We start from the raw sequence: 22,110 nt of genomic DNA, 5'->3' as shown, positions 1-22,110 counted from the left end.
CCTGCCCCGGGCCAACTAGCATGAGGAGTGCACCCCGATTCACCAGGCGAGGAGCCTTTCGTGCGAGATATCGCTGTATTCAGCGGTAGTGCTCATCCCGAGTTGGCGAAGGAGGTCTGTGCGCATCTGGGGGTCCCTCTCAGCCCCGCACGGGTCAGCCGGTTCGCCAACGACTGTCTGGAGGTGCAGCTCCAGGCCAACTGCCGTGAACGCGACGTCTTCCTCGTGCAGCCGCTGGTCACACCGGTGCAGGAGAACCTGGTCGAACTGCTGCTGATGTGCGACGCGGCGCGTGGCGCGTCGGCCGGGCGGATCACCGTCGTCATGCCGCACTACTCGTACGCGCGCTCCGACAAGAAGGACGCGCCGCGCATCTCCATCGGCGGGCGGCTGGTGGCCGATCTCCTGGTCGCCTCGGGGGCCGGCCGGGTGCTGGCGATGACGCTGCACTCCCCGCAGGTGCACGGGTTCTTCTCCGTACCGGTCGACCACCTCCACGCGCTGCGCGAGCTGGCCGACCACTTCCGCGGCTTCCCGGGCCACGACCCGTCGAGGACCACGGTCGTCTCGCCCGACCTGGGCAACGCCAAGGAGGCTGCGGCCTTCGCGCGCATGCTGGGGGCACAGGTCGCCGCCGGGGCCAAGCAGCGGTTCGCCGACGACCGGGTCAGCATCAGCAGCGTCATCGGCGACATCACGGACCGGGACGTGATCGTCCTGGACGACGAGATCGCCAAGGGCAGTACGGTCCTCGAACTCCTCGACCGGCTGCGGGAGATGGGCCCGCGCTCCATCCGGGTCGCCTGCACCCACGGCCTGTTCGCCGGAGGCGCGCTCAAGCGGCTCTCGGATCAGCCCGACGTGCTGGAGATCGTGTGCACGAACACCGTGCCGATCCCGATCGCTGAGCACACCGAGAAGCTGCGGGTGCTGTCGATCGCTCCGGCGCTGGCCGAGGCCGTACGCCGGATCCACAACGGCGAGTCGGTGAGCGCCCTGTTCGACGACGCCTCCTCCTCCTGAGACGTCCGGAGCTGTCCAGCCGTCCGGAGCTGCCGTCCCGAGTTGTCCGTCAGGCGCCGGACGCCGTGGCCCCATGCGCCCGGATGATGGTGATCAGACGGTCCGTGAGCTGGAGCGGGCTCGCCGCCGGGTCGTCGTACCCGAGCAGCCGGTGGCCCCGCACCACGCTCACCACCAAGTCGTCCGTCTCCCGCACATTCCGGCCCACCTCGGCCTTTATGACGGGGCGTTCGATGAGGTCGAGGCCGCTGCCCTGCTGGATCAGGTCCTCCATCACCGTGCCCGCCATGGGGCTGAGTACGGAGAGGCCGAGCAGCCGGCCCGCCGCGCTGGCGCTGGTGATCACTCCGTCGGCGCCGGACTGGCGCAGCAGCGGCGCGTTCTCCTCCTCGCGTACCGCGGCGACGATCTTCGCGCCTCTGTTGAGCTGACGCGCGGTCAGCGTGACCAGGACCGCCGTATCGTCGCGCTGGGTGGCGATGACGATCTGACGGGCTCTCTGCACCTCGGCCCGCAGCAGGACATCGCTGCGGGTCGCGTCGCCGATGACACCGACGAAGCCTTCGGCGTTCGCTGCCTCGATCACCTTGCCGGACGGGTCGACGACCACGATCTGGTCCTTCTTGATGCCCGTGGCACACAGAGTCTGCATCGCCGAACGGCCTTTGGTGCCGTAGCCGACGATGACGGTGTGGTCGCGCAAGTGGGACCTCCAGCGGTTCTGCCGCCACTCCTCACGGGTGCGCTCCGTGAGCACTTCGAGAGTGGTACCGACCAGGATGATGAGGAAGAGCACCCGCAGCGGGGTCACCAGCAGCACGTTCACGAGCCGCGCGCCGTCGCTGTACGGGACGATATCGCCGTACCCCGTGGTGGAGAGGGTGACGGTCGCGTAGTAGACGGAGTCGAGGAAGTCGACGGCGTCGTCGGAGTTGTCGTGATAGCCGCTTCTGTCGATCCAGACGATGAACACCGTGGCGAACAGGACCAGCAGCGCCATCACCAGACGGCGCCCCACCTGGACCAGCGGCTTGTTTATCTTGCGGCGCGGGAGTCTCACCCGGGCGGCGACCAGATGGTCATCGGCGTTCCTGGCTATCGCGTCATGGCCGGGAAGTTTCACGTGAAACACCCGCCGTCGGCCGAGGACGCCCAGGGCAGTTCGAGCACTTCCAGCTCCTCGCCTCGCCGCGCACCGCCCGGTGGCACGACCGCGAGGCCGTCGGCGGCGGCGATCCCGCGCAGCATGGCCGGGCCGTTGTAGTGCAGCGGTACGAGCCCGTTATCACCGTGTACGAAGGGCACAAGGCGCGTGTCGTACGGGTGGCCACTCACGTCGTCGCGTACGGCCTCGGGGTACGGACCCGTGCCCGTACGCCCCGCCAACGCGTGCAACAGCGGCTCGGCCAGCGTCAGCAGACCCGAGACCGCGGCCAGCGGATTGCCGGGCAGGCCCACGAGATGGCGTCCCGATGGCAGTCGCGCGAGCACCATCGGGTGGCCGGGGCGTACGGCGACACCGTCGACCAGCAGCTCGGCGCCCGCTTTGGCGAGCACCGGGTGCACATGGTCGACGGGGCCGCCGGCGGTACCGCCCGTGGTGATGACCAGTTCGGCGGTGGACTCGGTGACCGCGCGGTACAGCGCCTCGGCGTCGTCACCGATACGGCGGGTGGCGATGACCTCGGCGCCGAGTCCGCGCAGCCAGGGTTCGATCATCGGGCCGAGGGCGTCGCGGATGAACCCGTCGTGGGGGAGCCCCTCGGTGAGCAGCTCGTCGCCGAGGACGAGCACCTCGACGCGCGGGCGCGGGACGGTGACCAGCTCGTCGTACCCGGCCGCCGCCGCGAGACCGAGTACGGCGGGCGTCACCTGCGTACCCGCCGGCAGCAGCCGGTCGCCGGAACCGCACTCCTGGCCGCGCGGCCTGATGTCCTGGCCGGGGATCACCTCGTGCCGGGCGTGGAGGTGGCCGCTGTTGTCCGTACGGGAGTGTTCGCTGCGGATCACGGCGGTCGTGTCGGGCGGGACCCGGGCGCCGGTTGCGATCCGTACGGCCGCGCCGTCGGGCAGCGGCTCCGAGGGGCCGTGACCGGCGAGGATGCCACTGATGCCGTCGCCCTCCTGGCCCGTTGCCGCGTCCTTCGGCGCGTCTTTCGGCGCGTCTTTCGGCGCGTCTTTCGGCGCCTTTTTCGTCGTCCCCGCGTCCGTCTCCGGCTTCTGTACGGTCCACGGGCCGGGGCCCGAGACCGCCCAGCCGTCCATCGCCGAGGTGTCGAAGGACGGCAGATCCGTGAGGGCTACCAGCGGCTCTGCGAGCACCTCACCCAAGGCCCGGCCGAGGGGGACACGATGGGAGCGCGTGTCCGGCTCCGGCCTGCCGGAGCGTCCGGAGCGCGCCGCGAGAGCGCGGGCGGCGGCCCAGGGGGTGCCGTCCTGCCGGGGCGCCTTGGGCGGCTGACCGCCCTGGCCCGGACCCGGGCCGCGCGGCGGGCCGGTGTCGTACGACTCGGCGTTGTCGCGCGACCGGCCCGCTTCACGCGCCGGACGCCTGCCGACCAGCGCCAGCGCGTCCTCGATTCCCTCGACCTCGTGGTCCTGGGGCATCATCCGGCATCGGCCCCCTTGGACCCGTCGGCCTTCTTGGACCCGGATTCGGTACCGGATTCGCCCTCGTCCGCCCAGCGCAGCGCGAGCGCGGCGGCCTTGCGGGAGGCCTCGGCGACCGCTTCGGGGCCTCCGCCTGCCTTGGCCGCCGCGTAGCCGACCAGGAAGGTCGTCAGCGGCGCCGCCGGCCTCGCGACGCCGTGCGCGGCGTCGCGGGCGAGGTCGAGGAGGACGCCCGTGTCGACATCGAGTTCGATGCCGAGTTCGTCCTTGGCTGCGGTGATCCATTCGTCCAGCACGATCCCATGCTCCCTGATGCGGGCCCGGGCTGTGGAGATGTCTTCCCAGGTGTCGCAGTCGAAGGAAGCGAAGGGATCGGCATCGACCCGGGCAAGGTCAAGTTCGTGTGACAGCAGACGCAGCGGCAGCCCGGCGAGGCCGCCGTACTCAGTGGCGAGGAGGGCGATCTCGCGGCGCAGCGGCTCGGTGCGGTAGGCGGCGACCAGCGGTTGGTCGCGGCCGTCGGCGTCGGTGAGCAGCGCCGCCTCCTTGCCACTGGTCTCCAGCGTCCCGATCAGCCGGCTCACCGTCTCCTCCCCCAGGAAGGGAAGGTCGGCGGAGAGGACAAGAACGGTCGCCGCGTCGACGCACCGTACCCCCGCGTCGAGCGCGGCGAGCGGTCCGCCACCGGGCGGGTCCTCACGGGTCCACCGCACCGGTCGTACGGTCGGGCGTCTGCCGCCCACGACGACGGAGCGGCCGGCGCCCTCGCAGGCGCCGAGCACCCGGTCGAGCAGCGCGCGGCCGCCGACCCGCACCCCTGGCTTGTCGGCGCCGCCGAGCCGCTTCGCGGCACCTCCGGCGAGCACGATCACGTCATACGCGGTCATGGCTGAAGTATGATCCGCGATCGCCTATTCGAAGCCCCGCTCAGTGATGTGTGCTGATCCCGTAGGGGGACTTCGCTGCGCGCTCCCGTCGATTTCCGGAGAATTCCCCCGCCGGCGGCAGCCCGCAGCCCGCAGCCTGCCGCCCGCAGAGCCGCTACACGCTGCGCAGCAGCACCGCCGGCTGTTCGACGCAGTCGGCCACATAGCGCAGGAAGCCGCCCGCCGTGCCGCCGTCGCAGACACGGTGGTCGAAGGTGAGGGAGAGCTGTACCACGTGGCGGACCGCCAACTCGCCCTGGTGGACCCATGGCTTGGGCATGATCCGGCCGACCCCGAGCATCGCGGCCTCCGGGTGGTTGATGATCGGGGTGGAGCCGTCGACGCCGAACACGCCGTAGTTGTTGAGCGTGAAGGTGCCGCCGGTCAGATCGCCCGGCGTCAGCGTCCCCGCCCTGCCCGCCTCCGTGAGCCGCGCGAACTCCGCGCTCAGCGACTCGGCCGAGCGCGCGTGCGCGTCCCGTACGACGGGGACGACCAGGCCCCGGTCGGTGTGCGCGGCGAAGCCCAGATGGATCTCGGGGAGCCGCACGATCTCCCTGGCGGCCGTGTCGACCGTGGAGTTCAGCTCGGGATGGCGGACGAGCGCCGCCGTGCAGATACGCGCCAGGAGGGCGAGGAGCGAGATCTTCGGGCCGCCCGGCGCGTTCATCGCCGAGCGCGCCGCCAGCAGTTCCGTCGCGTCGGCGTCGACCCAGCAGGTGGCGTCCGGGATTTCGTGCCGGCTGCGGGACAACTTGTCGGCGACCGCGCCCCGTACGCCCTTCAGCGGCACCCGGACGGCACCGGCCTGTGCGGACGTACCCGCGCCGGGTGCGGGCGTGGCGGGCGGTGTGCTCGTGGCGGACTGCCGGATCGCCTGCTCGACGTCGGAGCGCAGGATCAGGCCGTCGCGCCCCGATCCGGACAGCGCCCGCAGATCGAGACCGTTCTCCCTGGCGAGCCGCCGCACCAGCGGCGACACGACCTGGACAGGGCCCGCCACCGCCGTACCGTTCGCCGCCGGGGTGACCGGTGCGGCGACCGGTGCGGGGACAGACGCGGGAGCGGCACGCGTACGGAACGGCTCGGGGCGGACGCGCCGCCTGCGCGCCGCCGGGGCCCCCGTGCCGTACCCGACGAGCACATTGCCGGAACCGGAATCCGCGCCCGGCGAGTCGCCCGGTGAGTCGGCCGGCTCAGAACCCGTCCGCTCGGGAGCCGCCGGCGCCGGGGACGGCTCCGTGCCGGACGCCCCCACCGCCACCGTCAGCAGCGGGGCGCCGACCGGCAGCTCCGTGCCCTCGTCGCCGAAGCGCGCCGTCACCACGCCGCCGTACGGACACGGGACCTCCACCATCGCCTTGGCCGTCTCGACCTCGACGACCGGCTGATCGACGGCGACGACATCGCCCACCGCCACCAGCCAGCGGACGATCTCCGCCTCGGTCAGACCCTCGCCGAGGTCCGGCAGCTTGAATTCGAGGACATGGGGCATCAGCTCTCCGCCTCCCACTGGAGCCGTGCGACCGCGTCCAGCACCCGGTCGACTCCCGGCAGATGGTGCCTCTCCAACATGGGAGGCGCATACGGAATATCGTATCCGGCCACCCTGAGCACAGGTGCTTCAAGATGATGAAAACACCGCTCGGTGACCCGGGCGGCGATCTCTCCGCCGGGACCGCCGAAACCGGTGGATTCATGGACGACAACCGCGCGCCCGGTGCGCCGCACCGAAGCCGCGACGGTCTCGTCGTCGAACGGCACCAGCGAGCGCAGATCCACCACCTCCAGGTCCCAGCCCTCCGCGCGCGCCGCTTCCGCCGCCTCCAGACAGACCGGCACACAGGGGCCGTAGGTGATCAGCGTCGCGCTGCTGCCCCGGCGCCTGACGACGGCCCGGCCGATCGGCTCCACCGCTGCGGGGGCGTCCGGGGACCAGTCCGCCTTCGCCCAGTACAGCCGCTTCGGCTCCATGAAGACCACAGGATCGTCGGAGGCGATCGCCGCCCGCAGCAGCCCGTACGCGTCGTCGACCGTCGCCGGGGTGACGACATGGAGTCCCGGCGTCGCCATGTAGTACGCCTCGGAGGAGTCGCTGTGGTGCTCGACGCCGCCGATCCCGCCGCCGTACGGAATCCGGATGGTGATCGGCAGCGGCATCGCGCCCCGCGTACGGTTGCGCATCTTCGACACATGGCTGACGAGCTGCTCGAACGACGGGTAGGCGAACGCGTCGAACTGCATCTCCACCACGGGCCGCAGCCCGTACATCGCCATCCCGACAGCCGCCCCGAGGATGCCGGCCTCGGCGAGCGGGGTGTCGGCGCAGCGGTCGTCGCCGAACTCGGCGGCGAGGCCGTCGGTGATCCGGAAGACCCCGCCGAGCGTGCCGACGTCCTCACCGAAGACGTGCACCGCCGGGTCCTCCGCCATCGCGTCGCGCAGCGCGCGCCGCAGGGCCTGGGCCATCGTGGCCGGCTTCACAGCGACTGTCGTCATCGCCCCTCACCCGTGTCCTGGCCGTCCGCCGCTTCCAGTTCGGCCCGCAGCGCCGCCGCCTGCTCGCGGAGCTGGGACGTCTGCTCGGCGTAGACGTGCGCGAAGAGGTCCATGGGGTCGAGCACCGGATCCGCGTTCATCCGCTCGCGCAGCCGCGCCGCCATCTCGTCCGCCGTCCGGGCCGCTTCCCTGATGCCGTCCTCGTCCAGCGCCCCGCGCCCGGTCAGCTCGTCCTCGATCAGCCGGATCGGGTCGTGCGCGCGCCAGGCCTCGACCTCGGCAGCGTCGCGGTAGCGGGTCGCGTCGTCGGCGTTCGTGTGGGCGTCGATGCGGTAGGTGAGGGCCTCGACTAGGGTCGGGCCGCCGCCACTCCTGGCCCGCTCGATGGCCTCGGCGAGCACCGTGTGGACCGCGACGGCGTCGTTCCCGTCGACCAGCCGGCCCGGCATGCCGTACCCGACGGCCTTGTGGGCGAGCGAGGGCGCCGCGCTCTGCTTGGCGAGCGGTACGGAGATCGCGAAGCCGTTGTTCTGGACGAGGAAGACGACCGGCGCCTGCCATACGGCGGCGAAGTTCAGCGCCTCGTGGAAGTCGCCCTCGCTCGTGCCGCCGTCGCCCACCAGGGCGAGCGCGACCACGTCGTCCCCCTTGAGCCGGGCGGCGTGCGCGAGGCCGACGGCGTGCGGAAGCTGGGTGGCGAGCGGTGTGGAGAGCGGCGCGACGCGGTGCAGGTGCGGGTCGTAGCCGGTGTGCCAGTCGCCGCGCAGCAGCGTCAGCACCTCGACGGGATCGAGCCCGCGCGCCACGGCGGCCAGCGAGTCGCGGTAGCTGGGGAAGAGCCAGTCCTGCTCCCGCAGGACGAGCGCCGCCGCGACCTCGCAGGCCTCCTGACCCGTGCTGGACGGGTAGACGGCGAGCCTGCCCTGCTTGGTGAGGGCGGTGGCCTGCGCGTTGAATCTGCGGCCGCTGACCAGCTCGCCGTACAGCCTGAGCAGCAGCGCGGAATCGGCGCCGGCGGCGGCGTCCGTGCCGAGTACGCGGAACGGCTCGGCGTCGGGGAGCAGCGGGGCGGGGTCGGCGCCGAGCGCGCGTACCGACGGCGGGGTCTCCGCCGACCGGCCCGGCGCACCGGGCGGTTCCTGGACCGGCGTACGGCTGTTCTGCACGCGGCACCTCCTCGTGGGAGCGGGCAAGGGGAGAGTGCCGGGGAAGCAGCACCTCACCTACCGATTGTTCGGTCGCCCGGGCATTTTGGCTACACGTGCCCTCAGCCTGTGGACAAACGGTTCTGCACAGCCTGGGATGGGAACAGGTCGTCCATGGTAGAGAGGTGGGGAGACATGGGAGCTGAACAAATGGCCGACGCCACGAACCACCCGGGGGATCCGGTGCGCGACCAGGCGCTTCACTCCCTCCCCGCACGCCCCCTGGATGCCATAGACCGCGACATCCTGCGCATCCTCCAGAAGGACGGCCGCGCCTCGATACGGTCGGTCGCCGAGCGCGTCCATGTCTCGCGCGCCAACGCGTACGCGCGGATCAACCGGCTGATCGACGACGGGGTGATACGCGGCTTCAGCGCCCGGGTGGACCACGAGCGGGCCGGCCAGGCCACGTCCGCCTACATCACCCTCAAGATCGTGCAGAACTCCTGGCGTACCGTCCGCGAACAGCTCGAAGAGCTGCCGGGCACCGCCCACATCGCGCTGGTCAGCGGAGATTTCGACGTTCTGCTGCTGGTGCACATGCCGGACAACAGAACGCTGCGCGAGATGGTCCTGACCAGGCTCCAGGCCATCCCCGAGGTGCTGTCGACCCGCACACTGCTGGTGTTCGAGGAGACCGATCTCGATCCGGGGCCCGAGGCCCCGGAGATCCGGTAGCTCCCCCAGGGCCGGGAACGGCTGGGGCGGATGCCCTCGACCACCGGACGACCCTGGTCAAGAGGCCCGTCCGGCGATCAAGACTTACGGCATCCACAGTGATGCACTGGTGACGCCCCCCGTAACGCCCCTGTGCGAAGGTCCCCTGAGCGGGTTCCTACCGCTCCAGAATGGCGTGGGCGCGCCAGGATGTCCTTGACTGTGAGTCCACTCTTCCTTGACGCTCCGTCCACACGACCGAACGCCGCACGCCAGTTCGATCCCCGGCTACGCCCCGGACGTGAGCCGCGCGTGCCGGTAGTCCCGGGGCGGCAGCCCGTACGCCTCGCAGAACGCGCGGCTGAAGACCGCGTGGTACCTGAAGCCCCAGCGCGCCGCTATCCGGTGCACGGGAACGGCGTACTGCCGGTGGTCGGCCAGGTCCCGGCGGGCCCGCTCCAGCCGCTCACGGCGGATCCAGGCCGACACGGTGAGGTCCTGCGTACCGAAGAGGCTGTGCAGGTGGCTGGTCGAGATGTTGTGCGCCAGCGCGATGCCGTCCGGCGACAGGTCGGGGTCGTGCAGGTGCCGCCGGATGAAGGCCTGGATACTCAGCAGCAGGGTCCGCCGGTGCGCCTCGGGCGACAGCGCGTCGTCGGCCTCCAGATGGTGCGCCAGCGTCGCGGTGAACAGGTCGACCAGGATGCCCTGGAGGCGCTCCTCGTCGGCGGGCCCGTAGGAGCCGGTGTCGTCGGCCAGCCGTCTGAGGAACCCGGCGAGCAGCGCGCCGAAGCCGTCCCCGGCGGGCAGCCGCCGGGTCAGCAGACTCCGGACCCTGTCGGGGGGCAGCGACACCAGCGCCTTGGGGATCTCGAAGCCCACCCCCGCGAGGGTGGTGTCGGGGACCTGGCAGTAGAACGGCAGCGAGGTGTCGACGATGTACATCTCGCTGACGCCGTGCACGGCGTCGGTGGAGCCCTGCGAAATGGCTATGGAACCGCGCAGCGGCAGTGAGAGGTGGTACAGCTCCGGATCGGACAGCCGGATCAGGCTGGGCGTCCTGCGCCAGCTCAGCGGCCGCATCTCGGCGGGCCACACGGAGAGCGCTCCTAACTCGATGTGCCGCGACTGCGCCCGGAACTCACCCTCGAACTCGCTCCCCATCTCCGTGGGACACATCATCTTCGTCATGCACTCGCGCCAGTAGTCGAAGCGGTCGGCCATCGGCACGTCGTCGGTACTGAAGACTGTCTCGATCAACTCTCCGCCTCCTGGCGGTCAATACGTGATGTCCGTGCGCAGCCCGTCGAAGGCCAGCCGTACGACGGTGTCGGCGACCTCCCGGCTGCCGTAGCCCCCCGCGGCCTGCGGCCTGTACCACTCCACCAGGGAGTTGACCATGCCGAAGAGCAGCCGCGTGGCCAGCCGTATGTCCACGTCGGAGCGGAGATCGCCGTCCGCCGCCGCGGCCTTCAGAAGATCGGCCACTCGCTGGTCGAACTCCCTGCGCCGCTCCAGCGCCCAGCGCTCCGTCCTGGTGTTCCCCCTGACGCGCAGCAGCAGCGTCACATAGGGCAGCTCAGCCATCAAGACCTCCACCGTGCGCCGGGTCACGTACTCGACCTGAGCGACGGCCCGGCCGCGCTTCGCGCCGTCCTCGTCGAGGACGGCAAACAGCCCGTCGAGCGCGCGGCTCACCGCGCGGCGCAGCAACTCCTCCTTGCCGGCGACATGGTGGTAGATCGAGGACTTCGAGATGCCGGCCGCCCGGGAGAGATGCTCCATGGACGTGCCGTCGTAGCCGCGTTCGTTGAAGACGCTGACCGCGACGGCGAGCAGGGTCTCCGGGGTGTACGTGTCCCGCCGGGGAGTGGTCATGAGCGGGCCTGCCTCTCTTCGAGGGCGGCGCGGTGCCTCAGCGCCGTGGACGGCGCGTAACGGCCGCCCGGGTACTCGCCGTCCATGGCGAGCAGGAACCGCCACGCCCACCGGGCGCCGAGCCGGTCGCACCACTCGCCGGGCCCGCCGGGGTAGTTCACGCCCAGCTTCATGGCGGTGTCGATGTCCTCGGCGTCCGCCACCCCGCGCGCCGCGGCCTCCACGGTGAAGTCGATCAGCATGGCGACCGTACGGGCCACGATCATGCCAGGCGTCTCGCCGATGACGCTGACCTTCTTGCCGAGCCGCTGGAACAGCCCGACGGCGGCCCGTACGTCCCCGGGGTCGGCCCCGGCGCCCGGCGCGAGCGCCACCCGCGCGCAGGAGCGGTAGTCCAGGGAGAGGTCGAAGTGGATGTACGTACCGGACAGGTCGCTCGTCGCCGTCGTGCCGCCGGTGAGGCAGAGTCTCGTCCCGGCAGGCAGTACGAGAAAGCCCTCGGAGGCCGCAGGGGTGCGGTCGCGGACGATCCGGATGCCCGCCTCCTCGATCATCTCGCGCACCACCCCGGCGGGACCGAGGTCCGCGTGGATGCCCACGACCTCCGGCGCCTCGCACACCTCAGCGGTGGCCGGCGCCGGAGCGGCCGCGTCCTCGCCGTACGGGAACCAGCCCCGGCCCGACTTACGGCCCAGCCGTCCCGACTCCACGAGCCTGCGCTGCGCGAGCGACGGCGTGAACTTCACGTCCTGGAAGAAGGAGTCCCAGACGGACCGGGTGACCGCCTCGTTGACGTCCTGGCCGATCAGGTCGGTCAGCGCGAAGGGGCCCATCCGGAAGCCGCCGCCCTCGCGCAGTACCGCGTCGATCGTGGCGGGGTCGGTGGCCCCCTCCTCGTACACGCGCAGCGCCTCCGCGTAGAACGGCCGGGCGATGCGGTTGACGATGAAGCCCGGCGTGTCGGCGCACCGTACCGGCGTCCTGCCCCAGGACAGCACCGTGTCGGCGGCGCACCGCGCGACCGACTCGTCCGTCGCGAAGCCGCTGACGACCTCCACCAGCGGCAGCAGCGGCGCCGGGTTGAAGAAGTGCAGTCCGACCAAGCGGCCGGGGTGGCGCAAGGGGCCGGCGATCGCCGTGACCGAGAGGGACGAGGTGTTGGTGGCGAGCACGCAGTCCTCGCCGACGATCTCCTCCAAGGACGCGAAGAGCGGCCTCTTGACGTCGAGGCGCTCCAGGACGGCCTCGACGACGAGCGCCGCGTCGGAGAGTTCGGCGAGGGTCACGACGGGGTACAGCCGCGCCAGCGCCTCGTCGCGCGCCCCCGGCTCCATCCGGCCCTTCTCGACCAGCCGGTCCAGCCGCGCCCTCACGGCCTTCGCGGCCTCCTCGGCGCCGCCCGGCGCCGCGTCGTACAGCCGCACCGGATGGCCGGCGACCAGGGCCACCTGGGCGATGCCCCGGCCCATCGTGCCGGTGCCGACAACCGCGACGACACGGCATGCCTCGATTGCAGTCATGGACGCGATCCTCCCGTACGAGGCGGGCGGGGCATCGCCTAGGTGGCGGACACGGGTCCGGCGGCGATCCGGTGGTACCCCTTGTCCCGACCGATCGTTCGGTTACTCTAACTCTGTCTGTCCGCTCATGTCCCTGTTCCCGCCCAGCTCGACGAGGAGTTGGTCCTTGATGGCCGCCCAGCTCAGCCCCCAGCAGCTCTCCGAGAAGCACAGGCCGACTCTCGACCAGGCCCTCGAAGTGATCCGCACCCGCGCCTACTGGTCCCCGCACCCCGAACACCCGAAGGCGTACGGCGAGAGCGCCCCCGCCGACGGACTCGCCGCCTTCAAGGCGCTGCGCGGGACCCGCTTCGACCTCGACCAGCCCGGCACCGACGGCTGGACGGGCGGCGAGGTCTCGCCGTACGGCTTCCCCCTGGAGGTCGAGTACCCGCACGCCGACATCGACGCCCTGCTGCCCGCCATGCGCGCCGGCACGGCCGCCTGGCGCGAGGCCGGGCCCGAGACGCGCGCGCTGGTCTGTGTGGAGATCCTGGCGCGGATCAGCGCCCGCACCCACGAGTTCGCCCACGCGGTGATGCACACCAGCGGGCAGGCCTTCATGATGGCGTTCCAGGCGGGCGGCCCGCACGCCCAGGACCGCGGCCTGGAGGCCGTGGCGTACGCGTACGCGGAGCAGACCCGTACCCCCGCCGAGGCCCACTGGGCCAAGCCGCAGGGCAAGCGGGACCCGCTCGAGCTGCGGAAGACGTTCACCGCCGTGCCGCGCGGCATCTCGCTGCTGATCGGCTGCAACACCTTCCCCACCTGGAACGGCTACCCCGGCCTCTTCGCCTCCCTCGCCACCGGCAATCCGGTGCTGGTCAAGCCGCACCCGCGCGCCGTACTGCCGCTGGCGCTGACCGTACGGGTGGCCCGCGAGGTGCTCGCCGACGCCGGCTTCGACCCGAATCTGGTCGCGCTGGCCGTGGAGCGGCCCGGTGAGGGCATCGCCAAGGAACTGGCCGTGCGCCCCGAGATCCGGATCATCGACTACACCGGCTCCACCGCCTTCGGCGACTGGCTGGAGGCCAACGCCGGCCAGGCGCAGGTCTACACGGAGAAGGCCGGGGTCAACACCGTCCTCATCGACTCCACCGACAACTACAAGGGCATGCTCGCCAACCTGGCCTTCTCGCTGTCGCTGTACAGCGGCCAGATGTGCACCACCCCGCAGAACCTGCTCATCCCCCGGGACGGCATCGTGACGGACGCGGGCGACAAGTCGTACGACGAGGTGGTGGCCGACCTCGCGGCGGCGGTGAGCGGACTGCTCGGCGACGACGCCAGGGCGAGCGCGCTGCTGGGCGCGCTGGTCAACCCCGATGTGAAGTCCCGTCTCGACGCGGCGTCCGGCCTCGGCGACGTCGCGCTGCCCTCCCGCGAGGTCAGCCACCCCGACTTCCCCGACGCGGTGGTCCGTACCCCGCTGGTGGTGAAGGCGGACGGCTCGCGCAAGGCGTGGGACGAGGAGAGCGTGCCGTATCTCGCCGAGTGCTTCGGTCCGGTCTCGTTCGCCGTCGCCGTGGACTCCACGGACGACGCGCTGGACCTGCTGCGGCGCACGGTGCGCGACAAGGGCGCGATGACGGTCGGCGCCTACACCACGTCGGAAACGACGGAGCGCGCCGTGGAGGACGTCTGCTTCGAGGAGTCCGCGCAGCTCTCGCTGAACCTGACGGGCGGGGTGTACGTGAACCAGACGGCGGCGTTCTCCGACTTCCACGGCTCGGGCGGAAACCCGGCGGCGAACGCGGCGCTGTGCGACGCGGCGTTCGTGGCGAACCGCTTCCGGGTGGTGGAGGTGCGGCGGGGGGCGTGAGCGAGGCGCGCTGAGGCCCCCGGGGCCCTTGCGAGGGCCTTTGCGGCCCCTCGCGGCGGCCTTCAGGGGGCCGGCGGCGCCGGGATGTCCGCGTGCCGCTGGACCCACGCGTGCATCGCGATGGCCGCCGCCGCCCCCGCGTTGATCGAGCGGGTCGAGCCGAACTGCGCGATCGAGCACACCATCGACGCGTGCGCCCTGGCCTCCTCCGTAAGACCGGGCCCCTCCTGCCCGAACAGCAGCACGCAGCGGCGCGGCAGTTCGGTGCGCTCCAGCGGCACGGCGCCCGGCAGGTTGTCGATCCCGATGATCGGCAGGCCCTCGGACGCGGCCCAGTCGGTCAGTTCCCGGGTGCCGGGGTGGTGGCGTACGTGCTGGTAGCGGTCGGTGACCATGGCGCCGCGCCGGTTCCAGCGCCGCCGCCCGACGATGTGGATCTCCCGGGCGAGGAAGGCGTTGGCGGTCCGGACCACCGAGCCGATGTTGAAGTCGTGGCCCCAGTTCTCGACCGCCACGTGGAAGTCGTGGCGGCGGGTGTCGAGGTCGGCGACGATCGCCTCGCGCGTCCAGTACCGGTAGCGGTCGACGACATTGCGCCGGTCGCCGGCCGCCAGCAGCTCGCGGTCGTAGCGCTCGCCGGACGGCCAGGGCCCGGGATACGGCCCGACGCCGATCTCGGCGCCGAAGCCGTCGTCGTACTGCGCCGGCTCACCGGCGGTGGCTTCGGCCTGCGGACCGGCTTGCGGACCGGCTTGCGGTTCAGCTTGCGGTTCGGCGGGACCGGCGGATGCTTCGCTGTTCACCCGACGAGCGTACGGGCCTCCTCCTGGCCCCCACGCCGCTGCTCGGGCAGGGCCCCGGCCCCGCTCCCGCCGCCTGGCCGGAAACGGTCGCGCACTCTCCCGATCCGCCCGCCGAGCCACCGCAGGAAGGCCGTCGGCAGGAACACCGCGTCGGCGGCGATCATCGCCAGCGACAGGAACGGCAGCCCGAGCAGCACCGCGATGCCCGCGTGCTCCAGCATCATGGAGACCAGCAGGACGTTCTTGACGCGCCGGTTGAAGAGCGTGAAGGGGAAGGCGACCTGCACGATGACCGTGCCGTAGGTCAGGATCATCACGATGACGCCGTTGGCGGCCAGGATGTCGGAGAGCGCGGGCCACGGCGCGAAGTAGTCCAGCTTCAGCGGGTAGTAGAGGGCGGTGCCGTCCTCCCAGCGCGAACCCTGGATCTTGTACCAGCCGGCGGTGGCGTAGACGAGGCAGACCTCGGCCATGATCACGGCCAGGCCCGCGTTGTGCAGCAGATTGGCGAGGACGTCCAGCAGGGCGCGCGGTTCGCCGCCGGGGGAGAAGCGGTTGGCCGCCCACCACAGCGCCTGGCAGACCCAGAGCCCCCAGAGCAGGATCAGCATCCAGACGGCGAAGTGGACCTGGTCCGTCACCGAGCCGACGAACAGCAGGGCGCCCAGCACAGCCCAGAGGACGGGACCGACCCGGTCGGTACGGTCCTCCGCCCCGGTTCGGGTCCCGGCGCCGTCCTCGGCCCCGGCGCGCGCCGCGCGCCGCGCGTCCAGTGACCAGACCTGGCCGCAGCGCGTCAGCACGAGGTAGATCGACATGAGGTGGATGACGTTGTCGCCGCCGTCGCCGACGAAAATGCTGCGGTTCTGGAGCGAGAGCACGCCGAACATGAAGACCACGGACATCGTGCGGGTCCGCCAGCCGAGAACCAGCAGCAGGCTGGACAGCACGGCCACGCCGTACACGATCTCGAACCACAGGGTGCTGTCGGACCACATGAGTCCGCTGAAGGCGCCGTTGCCCGCGATCAGCCTTCGCGCCAGGTCCCAGCTCCAGGGCCCGTCGGGCCCGTACAGCTCGCGGCGGTTCGGCAGCTCGCGCAGCAGGTAGAACAGCCAGGTGCCGGCGAACCCGATCCGGACGACCGCGCTCTGGTACGGGCCGAGGGCCGTGGAGCTGACGCGGTGCACGGCGCGGGCGGCGGTGGCGGTCGCGTTCATCCGGCGACCTCCATGGAGCCGTTCCGCACGCCTCCGGGTAGGTCCGACGCGGTCACCGTCCACCAGGGAAGCACCCGGTAGTAGGGCTGCGTGTTGATCTTCTCATCGCTCCACGGCGGGGCGGGAAGGGTGCTGGTGGCCGACCTGAGCTGGACGCGGGTCACCTGGCCGCTCGGATGGTGACCGTTCAGGCGCAGCATCACGAGGCGGTGGAGGTAGCTCTCCGAGAGCTGCCCGCGCTCGCCGACCGGGCGGTTGTCGTTGTTGTGGGAGCCGGTGAAGAAGTCCCAGGCGCGGCGCAGTTCGTTCTGGTCGACATGGCTGGGGAGCGGGTTGCCGTGGATCGCGGCCCCGTCCTGGGCCGAGAGGTCGATCCAGTCGGTGGTCGTCGCCCCTCCGCCGGGCCTGTCGACCTCGGCACGGACCTGGATGGAGACGTTCTGCTGGAGGGGGTTGGGGGCGAAGAGCTTCCAGTTCTGCTCGAACTCGGGAAGGACCCACGCGTTCACGGCGTCGCCGTGCTGTTTGGTGATCGTGTTGGCCGGCGCGATGTACAGGAACACCATGCCCAGGTGGACGCAGGCCAGCACACCGATGACGGCGAGCCCGGCGGCGGCCACCGCCTGGTAGGGACGGGAGAGGCCGGCTATCCCGGTACGGGGGTGGGGCCCGGGTGCGGGGTGAGGTTCGGGTGCGCCGCCGGGGTCGGGAGAGGGCTCCGGCTCGGGATACCGGCTCTTGTCGTCGTACGGATCCATCCCGCCCCGATCACCGTTCGTGCCCCACTCGGTTATCCACAGGGTTGACACCCTACGGGCCGCCGACCGACCATTGAAGTCGATGGACCGAACGATCGGTCGGTAGGGAGCCCGGGATGACGGCAGTGACCGCGGGGACAGCGGCGGAGGCGGCGGTGGGGACGGCGGGGGACGCGGCGGAGAGGTACGAGTCGGCCTTCGACGCCGCCGTGGCCGCCGACGAGCGCATCGAACCGCGCGACTGGATGCCCGAGGCCTACCGCGCCTCGCTGGTCCGCCAGATGGCCCAGCACGCCCACTCCGAGATCATCGGCATGCAGCCCGAGGCCAACTGGATCACCCGCGCGCCCTCGCTGCGCCGCAAGGCGATCCTGATGGCCAAGGTGCAGGACGAGGCGGGACACGGCCTGTATCTCTACAGCGCGGCCGAGACGCTGGGCACCGGCAGGGACGAACTGCTCGACAAGCTCCACTCGGGCCGCCAGAAGTACTCGTCGATCTTCAACTATCCGACGCTGACCTGGGCGGACGTCGGAGCGGTCGGCTGGCTGGTGGACGGCGCCGCGATCACCAACCAGGTCCCGCTGTGCCGCTGCTCGTACGGCCCCTACGCGCGGGCGATGGTCCGGGTCTGCAAGGAGGAGTCCTTCCACCAGCGCCAGGGCTTCGAGCTGCTGCTCGCCCTGAGCGGCGGCACCCCCGCGCAGCACGAGATGGCGCAGGACGCGGTGAACCGCTGGTGGTGGCCCTCGCTGATGATGTTCGGCCCGCCCGACGGCGAGTCGGCGCACTCGGCGCAGTCCATGATCTGGAAGATCAAGCGCCACTCGAACGACGAACTGCGGCAGCGCTTCGTGGACATCTGCGTCCCGCAGGCCGCGGCGCTCGGCCTGACGCTCCCCGACCCGGACCTCCGGTGGAACGAGGAGCGGGGGGCGCACGACTTCGGCGAGATCGACTGGGCGGAGTTCCGTGACGTCCTGAAGGGCAACGGCCCGTGCAACGAGCAGCGGATCACCCAGCGCCGCCAGGCGCACGAAGAGGGCGCCTGGGTGAGGGAAGCAGCCGCGGCGTACGCGGCGAAGCACTCCGGAGAGGCAGCGGCATGACCGACACGAGCAGGCCGGCCGACTCGCCGCTGTGGGAGGTGTTCGTACGCTCCCGCCGCGGGCTCTCCCACACCCACGCCGGCAGCCTGCACGCCCCGGACGCCGAGATGGCCCTGCGCAACGCACGCGACCTCTACACCAGGCGCGGCGAGGGCGTCTCGATCTGGGTGGTGCCCTCGTCGGAGGTCACGGCCTCCTCCCCCGACGAGAGGGACCCGTTCTTCGCCTCGTCCGGCGACAAGCCGTACCGCCATCCCACCTTCTACGAGATCCCGGACGGGGTGAAGCACCTGTGAGCAGCGCCGCTCTCGCCCTCGGCGACGACGCACTGGTCCTCTCGCACCGGCTGGGGGAGTGGGCAGGGCACGCCCCGGTGCTGGAGGAGGAGGTCGCCCTCGCCAACATCGCGCTGGACCTGCTGGGGCAGGCCAGGATCCTGCTCTCCCTGGTCGGCGACGAGGACGAGCTCGCCTACCTGCGCGAGGAGCGGGCCTTCCGCAACCTCCAGCTCGTCGAGCAGCCGAACGGCGACTTCGCGCACACCATCGCCCGCCAGCTCTACTTCTCGACCTACCAGCTCTTCCTGTACGAGCAACTCGCGGCCGGGGACAGCGCGTTCGCCCCGCTCGCCGCGAAAGCCGTCAAGGAGGTCGCCTACCACCAGGACCACGCCGAGCACTGGACGCTGCGCCTCGGCGACGGCACGGCCGGGAGCCATGAGCGGATGCGGGAGGCCTGTGCGGTGCTGTGGCGCTTCACGGGCGAGATGTTCGAGCCCGTCGAGGGCCTGGACGTCGACCTGCCGGCCCTTGAGTCGCGGTGGCTCGACTCGGTCGGCGGGGTGCTGGAGCGGGCGACCCTGCCCCTGCCGGACGGGCCGAGGTCGGGCGCCTGGGCGGCGGGCGCCGGCAGGCAGGGCCTGCACACCGAATCGTTCGGCCGGATGATCGCCGAGATGCAGCACCTGCACCGGAGCCACCCGGGGGCGTCATGGTGAAGGACCACAGCGCCCCGGTCGCGGCCCCGGCGTCGGCGGCTTCGGGTTCGGCTTCGGCTTCGACTTCGGCCGAGACGGAGCTGGAGACGCGGCTGCGCCGGCTCGCGGGATCCGTGCCCGACCCCGAGCTGCCCGTGGTGACGCTGGAGGAGCTGGGCGTGCTGCGCGCCGTCCAGGTGTCGGGCCCGGGGAAGGTCCGGGTCGAGCTGACGCCGACGTACACCGGCTGCCCGGCGATCGAGGCCATGTCCTCGGACATCGAGCGCGTTCTGCGTGCGGACGGGATAGCGGAGGTCTCGGTCGTCACGGTCCTCTCCCCTGCCTGGTCGACGGACGACATCAGCGCGGAAGGCCGGCGCAAGCTCGCCGAGTTCGGGATCGCACCGCCCCGCCCGCACAGCGCGGAGGGTCCGGTCCCGCTCTCGCTGTCCATCCGCTGCCCGAACTGCGGCTCGACCGACACCGAGTTGCTCAGCAGGTTCTCCTCCACCGCCTGCAAGGCGCTGCGCCGCTGCACTTCCTGCGGTGAACCGTTCGACCACTTCAAGGAGTTGTAGATGTTCCATCCGCTCCGGATCAGCGAGGTCGAACGGCTCACGGACGACGCCGTCGCCGTCACGTTCGCGGTGCCGCCCGGCCTGCGCGACACCTTCCGGCACACCCCCGGCCAGCATGTCGCCCTGCGCCGCACGGTAGACGGCCGGGAGATCCGGCGTACGTACTCGATCTGCGCGCCCGCCGCCCCGGCCGGCGCCGATCCGGTGCTGCGGGTCGGCATCCGGCTCGTCGAGGGCGGTGAGTTCTCCACGTACGCCTTCAAGGAGTTCGCCGTCGGCGACACCGTCGAGGTCATGGAGCCCACCGGCCGGTTCGTGCTGGAGCCGCGCGCCGGGCGCTTCGCCGCCGTCGTCGGCGGCAGCGGCATCACCCCGGTGCTGTCGATCGCCGCCACCCTGCTGGCGCGGGAGCCCGAGGCAAGGTTCTGCCTGGTCCGCGCCGACCGCAGCGTGTCCTCGACGATGTTCCTGGAGGAGGTCGCCGACCTCAAGGACCGCTACCCGGACCGCTTCCAGCTCGTCACGGCCGTCTCCAGGGAGGAGCAGCAGGCAGGGCTGGTGTCGGGGCGTCTCGACCGCGAGCGGCTGACCTCGCTCCTGCCGGCGCTGCTCCCGGTGGACGCCGTCGACGGCTGGTTCCTGTGCGGGCCGCTGGGGCTGGTGACCGGCGCCGAGCGGGCGCTGCGCGGTCTCGGGGTGCCCCGCCGCCGTATCCACCAGGAGATCTTCCACGTCGACGACGTGCCGGCCGGAGCGCTCTCCGCGGCCGCCACCGCTACGGACCGGGCCCCCGCGGTCTCCACGCTCACCGCGACCCTCGACGGCCGCTCGGGCAACTGGCCGGTCCAGGACGGCGAATCGCTGCTGGAGACCGTGCTGCGCGCCCGCGCCGACGCGCCGTACGCCTGCAAGGGCGGGGTGTGCGGAACCTGCCGGGCGTTCCTGGTCTCGGGAGAGGTCAGGATGGACCGGAACTTCGCGCTCGAACCGGAAGAGACCGAAGCGGGCTATGTGCTGGCCTGCCAGTCCCACCCGGCCACCGCCCGGGTCGAGTTGGACTTCGACCGGTGACGCCGAGCCGGGCGGGCGGCCCGGCTCTCAGAGGACGAACGCCGGGCTTCCGTCGTCCGTGGTCATCGGGCGCCCGGCGCCGTCCCAGGCGAGCATGCCGCCGTCGACGTTCACCGCTTCGACGCCCTGCTGCACCAGATACTGGGTGACCTGCGCCGACCGGCCGCCGACCCGGCACATCACATACGCCGTCCGCCCGTCGGCGGCTTCGGTGACCTCGGCGAGGCGGCCGGTGAACTCACTCATCGGCACATGCAGCGCGCCGTCGACATGACCGGCGGCCCACTCCTCGTCCTCCCGGACGTCCAGCACGAAGCCGTCGGCCGGAACCGCCGCGACATCCACCGAGGGCAGCGGGGCTGAAGTCATGAGCATTGCCTTCTCTCGTACAGCACGCGGAACCCGCACAGGTCGTACGGATCCCGCGGAGAACCACGGAACGACGGACGTCCTGAAAACCTACTGCACCAGCCCGGCGAGTTCCGTCTCACGTGCGGAGACGTCCGCGAGCAACTGCTCGGCGACCTCTTCCAGCAACCGGTCGGGATCGTCGGGCGCCATCTTCAGCATCGCGCCGATCGCGCTCTCCTCCAACTCCTGCGCGACCATCGTCAGCATCTCCTTGCGCCGCGAAAGCCACTCAAGACGGGCGTAGAGCTCCTCGCTCTCGCTCGCCCGCTGCTCCTGCGGCGCCGGACCGGCGGCCCACTCCTCGGCCAGCTCCCGCAGCAGCGGCTCGTCCCCGCGTCCGTACGCCGCGTTCACACGCGTGATGAACTCCTCGCGCCGCGCCCGCTCCGTCTCGTCCTGCGCCAGGTCCGGGTGCGCCTTGCGCGCCAGGTCACGGTAGAGCTTGCGGGCCTCGTCGCTGGGCCGAACCCGCTTGGGCGGCCGGACGGGCTGGCCGGTCAGCATCGCCGACGCCTCGGGTGACAGGCCGTCCGAGTCCAGCCACTCGCTGAACAGCTCCTCGATGCCGGGCATCGGCTGCACCATCGCGCGCAGCTCCTGCGCCCTGCGCACATCCTCCGGGTCGCCGGTGCGGGCGGCCCTGGCCTCGGCGATCATCGCGTCCAGCTCGTCGAGCCGCGCGTACACCGGGCCCAGCCGCTGGTGGTGCAGCCGGGAGAAGTTCTCCACCTCGACCCGGAAGGTCTCGACCGCGATCTCGTACTCGATGAGCGCCTGCTCGGCGGCGCGTACGGCCTTCTCCAGCCGTGCCTCGGGACGAGGCACCCCGGCCGTCCCCGCGTCCGCCGCACCGTCCGCGCTCCGGGCCGCACTCCCAGCGGTCCCCGCGGCTTCCGTGGTCTCTGTGGATTCCGGCGCGTCCGGCACGTCTGGCACGTCCTGCTCGTCGTCGTTACGGATCGTCGGCTCCCCGGGGGCGTCCTGCGTCACCCGTCCAGCGTACGG

The 22,110-nt window shown here is 71.5% G+C and carries 22 protein-coding genes; 8 read left to right on the top strand and 14 right to left on the bottom strand.

The genetic code is table 11. From position 1 onward, the window contains the following. Nucleotides 1-60 precede the first annotated feature (60 nt). The gene (locus tag QR77_RS20065) at nucleotides 61-1,023 is read left to right on the top strand and encodes a ribose-phosphate pyrophosphokinase (RefSeq protein ID WP_040023413.1); all 963 of its coding nucleotides are present in this window, start codon (nucleotides 61-63) and stop codon (nucleotides 1,021-1,023) included. 49 nt (nucleotides 1,024-1,072) lie between these two features. Here the strand turns inward: QR77_RS20065 and QR77_RS20060 are convergent, their stop codons facing one another. The 6 genes from QR77_RS20060 to pdhA form a co-directional block, all read right to left on the bottom strand. After that, nucleotides 1,073-2,146, bottom strand: a complete 1,074-nt coding sequence (locus tag QR77_RS20060; protein ID WP_052488910.1) for a potassium channel family protein — start codon at nucleotides 2,144-2,146, stop codon at nucleotides 1,073-1,075. Continuing rightward, nucleotides 2,143-3,633: a molybdopterin molybdotransferase MoeA gene (locus QR77_RS20055; protein WP_052488909.1), complete on the bottom strand. Its 1,491-nt coding sequence runs from the start codon at nucleotides 3,631-3,633 to the stop codon at nucleotides 2,143-2,145. Before QR77_RS20055 ends, QR77_RS20060 begins: the two co-directional genes overlap by 4 nt. After that, nucleotides 3,630-4,520, bottom strand: a complete 891-nt coding sequence (locus QR77_RS20050; RefSeq protein ID WP_040023410.1) for an NTP transferase domain-containing protein — start codon at nucleotides 4,518-4,520, stop codon at nucleotides 3,630-3,632. Before QR77_RS20050 ends, QR77_RS20055 begins: the two co-directional genes overlap by 4 nt. A gap of 154 nt (nucleotides 4,521-4,674) precedes the next feature. Beyond that, the gene (locus tag QR77_RS20045; RefSeq protein ID WP_040023408.1) at nucleotides 4,675-6,054 is read right to left on the bottom strand and encodes a dihydrolipoamide acetyltransferase family protein; all 1,380 of its coding nucleotides are present in this window, start codon (nucleotides 6,052-6,054) and stop codon (nucleotides 4,675-4,677) included. Continuing rightward, nucleotides 6,054-7,058 (bottom strand): alpha-ketoacid dehydrogenase subunit beta, encoded by a 1,005-nt coding sequence (locus tag QR77_RS20040; RefSeq protein ID WP_040023407.1) that lies wholly within the window; start codon nucleotides 7,056-7,058, stop codon nucleotides 6,054-6,056. The genes QR77_RS20045 and QR77_RS20040 overlap by 1 nt, the downstream gene beginning before the upstream one ends. Further along, on the bottom strand, nucleotides 7,055-8,224 hold the full coding sequence (gene pdhA, locus QR77_RS20035) for a pyruvate dehydrogenase (acetyl-transferring) E1 component subunit alpha (protein ID WP_040023406.1): 1,170 nt from the start codon (nucleotides 8,222-8,224) through the stop codon (nucleotides 7,055-7,057). The genes QR77_RS20040 and pdhA overlap by 4 nt, the downstream gene beginning before the upstream one ends. 189 nt (nucleotides 8,225-8,413) lie before the next feature. Between pdhA and QR77_RS20030 the strand changes: the two genes are divergently transcribed. After that, complete coding sequence (locus QR77_RS20030) at nucleotides 8,414-8,941, top strand: Lrp/AsnC family transcriptional regulator (protein ID WP_040023405.1); 528 nt, start codon at nucleotides 8,414-8,416, stop codon at nucleotides 8,939-8,941. A gap of 267 nt (nucleotides 8,942-9,208) precedes the next feature. Here QR77_RS20030 and QR77_RS20025 read toward each other — a convergent pair whose 3' ends face one another. Genes QR77_RS20025 through QR77_RS20015 form a run of 3 tightly spaced genes read right to left on the bottom strand, consistent with a single transcriptional unit; the run spans nucleotide 9,209 to nucleotide 12,318 of the window. Continuing rightward, nucleotides 9,209-10,180 (bottom strand): helix-turn-helix domain-containing protein, encoded by a 972-nt coding sequence (locus QR77_RS20025; RefSeq protein WP_040023404.1) that lies wholly within the window; start codon nucleotides 10,178-10,180, stop codon nucleotides 9,209-9,211. 18 nt (nucleotides 10,181-10,198) lie between these two features. After that, the gene (locus QR77_RS20020) at nucleotides 10,199-10,798 is read right to left on the bottom strand and encodes a TetR/AcrR family transcriptional regulator (protein WP_040023402.1); all 600 of its coding nucleotides are present in this window, start codon (nucleotides 10,796-10,798) and stop codon (nucleotides 10,199-10,201) included. After that, nucleotides 10,795-12,318: a 3-hydroxyacyl-CoA dehydrogenase gene (locus QR77_RS20015; RefSeq protein WP_040023400.1), complete on the bottom strand. Its 1,524-nt coding sequence runs from the start codon at nucleotides 12,316-12,318 to the stop codon at nucleotides 10,795-10,797. Before QR77_RS20015 ends, QR77_RS20020 begins: the two co-directional genes overlap by 4 nt. Before the next feature lie 169 nt (nucleotides 12,319-12,487). Between QR77_RS20015 and paaN the strand changes: the two genes are divergently transcribed. Further along, a complete protein-coding gene (gene paaN, locus QR77_RS20010) occupies nucleotides 12,488-14,179 on the top strand; it encodes a phenylacetic acid degradation protein PaaN (protein WP_040023398.1) in 1,692 nt (563 codons plus the stop codon). A gap of 62 nt (nucleotides 14,180-14,241) precedes the next feature. On the opposite strand, the gene QR77_RS20005 is transcribed toward paaN, so the two are convergent. From QR77_RS20005 to QR77_RS19995, 3 genes are all read right to left on the bottom strand, one after another. Next, a complete protein-coding gene (locus QR77_RS20005) occupies nucleotides 14,242-14,853 on the bottom strand; it encodes a TrmH family RNA methyltransferase (RefSeq protein WP_107069096.1) in 612 nt (203 codons plus the stop codon). A gap of 125 nt (nucleotides 14,854-14,978) precedes the next feature. Next, on the bottom strand, nucleotides 14,979-16,202 hold the full coding sequence (locus QR77_RS20000; RefSeq protein ID WP_040023392.1) for an HTTM domain-containing protein: 1,224 nt from the start codon (nucleotides 16,200-16,202) through the stop codon (nucleotides 14,979-14,981). Beyond that, nucleotides 16,199-16,960: a DUF5819 family protein gene (locus tag QR77_RS19995; RefSeq protein WP_040023390.1), complete on the bottom strand. Its 762-nt coding sequence runs from the start codon at nucleotides 16,958-16,960 to the stop codon at nucleotides 16,199-16,201. The genes QR77_RS20000 and QR77_RS19995 overlap by 4 nt, the downstream gene beginning before the upstream one ends. A 245-nt stretch (nucleotides 16,961-17,205) precedes the next feature. Here QR77_RS19995 and paaA point away from each other — a divergent pair, with 245 nt between their 5' ends. The 5 genes from paaA to paaE are packed head-to-tail and all read left to right on the top strand — an operon-like array spanning nucleotide 17,206 to nucleotide 20,694. After that, nucleotides 17,206-18,069, top strand: coding sequence for a 1,2-phenylacetyl-CoA epoxidase subunit PaaA (gene paaA / locus QR77_RS19990; protein WP_347359822.1), 864 nt, complete (start codon nucleotides 17,206-17,208; stop codon nucleotides 18,067-18,069). Further along, on the top strand, nucleotides 18,066-18,365 hold the full coding sequence (gene paaB, locus QR77_RS19985; protein WP_040023377.1) for a 1,2-phenylacetyl-CoA epoxidase subunit PaaB: 300 nt from the start codon (nucleotides 18,066-18,068) through the stop codon (nucleotides 18,363-18,365). Before paaA ends, paaB begins: the two co-directional genes overlap by 4 nt. After that, complete coding sequence (paaC, locus tag QR77_RS19980; protein ID WP_040023375.1) at nucleotides 18,362-19,066, top strand: 1,2-phenylacetyl-CoA epoxidase subunit PaaC; 705 nt, start codon at nucleotides 18,362-18,364, stop codon at nucleotides 19,064-19,066. The genes paaB and paaC overlap by 4 nt, the downstream gene beginning before the upstream one ends. Next, on the top strand, nucleotides 19,060-19,623 hold the full coding sequence (gene paaD / locus QR77_RS19975; RefSeq protein WP_078876909.1) for a 1,2-phenylacetyl-CoA epoxidase subunit PaaD: 564 nt from the start codon (nucleotides 19,060-19,062) through the stop codon (nucleotides 19,621-19,623). Before paaC ends, paaD begins: the two co-directional genes overlap by 7 nt. Beyond that, complete coding sequence (gene paaE, locus QR77_RS19970) at nucleotides 19,624-20,694, top strand: 1,2-phenylacetyl-CoA epoxidase subunit PaaE (RefSeq protein ID WP_040023373.1); 1,071 nt, start codon at nucleotides 19,624-19,626, stop codon at nucleotides 20,692-20,694. 27 nt (nucleotides 20,695-20,721) lie between these two features. Here the strand turns inward: paaE and QR77_RS19965 are convergent, their stop codons facing one another. After that, nucleotides 20,722-21,063 carry a rhodanese-like domain-containing protein gene (locus QR77_RS19965; protein ID WP_040028304.1) on the bottom strand — a complete coding sequence of 114 codons (342 nt, stop codon included), beginning with the start codon at nucleotides 21,061-21,063 and terminating at the stop codon, nucleotides 20,722-20,724. 90 nt (nucleotides 21,064-21,153) lie between these two features. Further along, a complete protein-coding gene (locus QR77_RS19960; protein ID WP_040023371.1) occupies nucleotides 21,154-22,095 on the bottom strand; it encodes a J domain-containing protein in 942 nt (313 codons plus the stop codon). Between the last annotated feature and the right edge of the window lie 15 nt (nucleotides 22,096-22,110).

The sequence above is a fragment of the Streptomyces sp. 150FB genome (genome assembly GCF_000818195.1).
Lineage (GTDB): Bacteria > Actinomycetota > Actinomycetes > Streptomycetales > Streptomycetaceae > Streptomyces.
The sequence above is the reverse complement of the archived record's forward strand: the minus strand, read 5'-3'. Positions and strand labels throughout refer to the sequence as shown.

Coding starts and splice junctions, on each gene's coding strand:
- QR77_RS20055 (WP_052488909.1), bottom strand. CDS start 3,633: ATGATGCCCCAGGACCACGAGGTCGAGGGAATCGAGGACGCGCTGGCG.
- paaB (WP_040023377.1), top strand. CDS start 18,066: ATGACCGACACGAGCAGGCCGGCCGACTCGCCGCTGTGGGAGGTGTTC.
- QR77_RS20040 (WP_040023407.1), bottom strand. CDS start 7,058: ATGACGACAGTCGCTGTGAAGCCGGCCACGATGGCCCAGGCCCTGCGG.
- QR77_RS20015 (WP_040023400.1), bottom strand. CDS start 12,318: ATGACTGCAATCGAGGCATGCCGTGTCGTCGCGGTTGTCGGCACCGGC.
- QR77_RS19965 (WP_040028304.1), bottom strand. CDS start 21,063: ATGACTTCAGCCCCGCTGCCCTCGGTGGATGTCGCGGCGGTTCCGGCC.
- paaN (WP_040023398.1), top strand. CDS start 12,488: ATGGCCGCCCAGCTCAGCCCCCAGCAGCTCTCCGAGAAGCACAGGCCG.
- QR77_RS20030 (WP_040023405.1), top strand. CDS start 8,414: ATGGCCGACGCCACGAACCACCCGGGGGATCCGGTGCGCGACCAGGCG.
- QR77_RS20020 (WP_040023402.1), bottom strand. CDS start 10,798: ATGACCACTCCCCGGCGGGACACGTACACCCCGGAGACCCTGCTCGCC.
- QR77_RS20050 (WP_040023410.1), bottom strand. CDS start 4,520: ATGACCGCGTATGACGTGATCGTGCTCGCCGGAGGTGCCGCGAAGCGG.
- QR77_RS20045 (WP_040023408.1), bottom strand. CDS start 6,054: ATGCCCCATGTCCTCGAATTCAAGCTGCCGGACCTCGGCGAGGGTCTG.
- QR77_RS19995 (WP_040023390.1), bottom strand. CDS start 16,960: ATGGATCCGTACGACGACAAGAGCCGGTATCCCGAGCCGGAGCCCTCT.
- paaE (WP_040023373.1), top strand. CDS start 19,624: ATGTTCCATCCGCTCCGGATCAGCGAGGTCGAACGGCTCACGGACGAC.
- QR77_RS20000 (WP_040023392.1), bottom strand. CDS start 16,202: ATGAACGCGACCGCCACCGCCGCCCGCGCCGTGCACCGCGTCAGCTCC.
- paaA (WP_347359822.1), top strand. CDS start 17,206: ATGCCCGAGGCCTACCGCGCCTCGCTGGTCCGCCAGATGGCCCAGCAC.
- paaD (WP_078876909.1), top strand. CDS start 19,060: ATGGTGAAGGACCACAGCGCCCCGGTCGCGGCCCCGGCGTCGGCGGCT.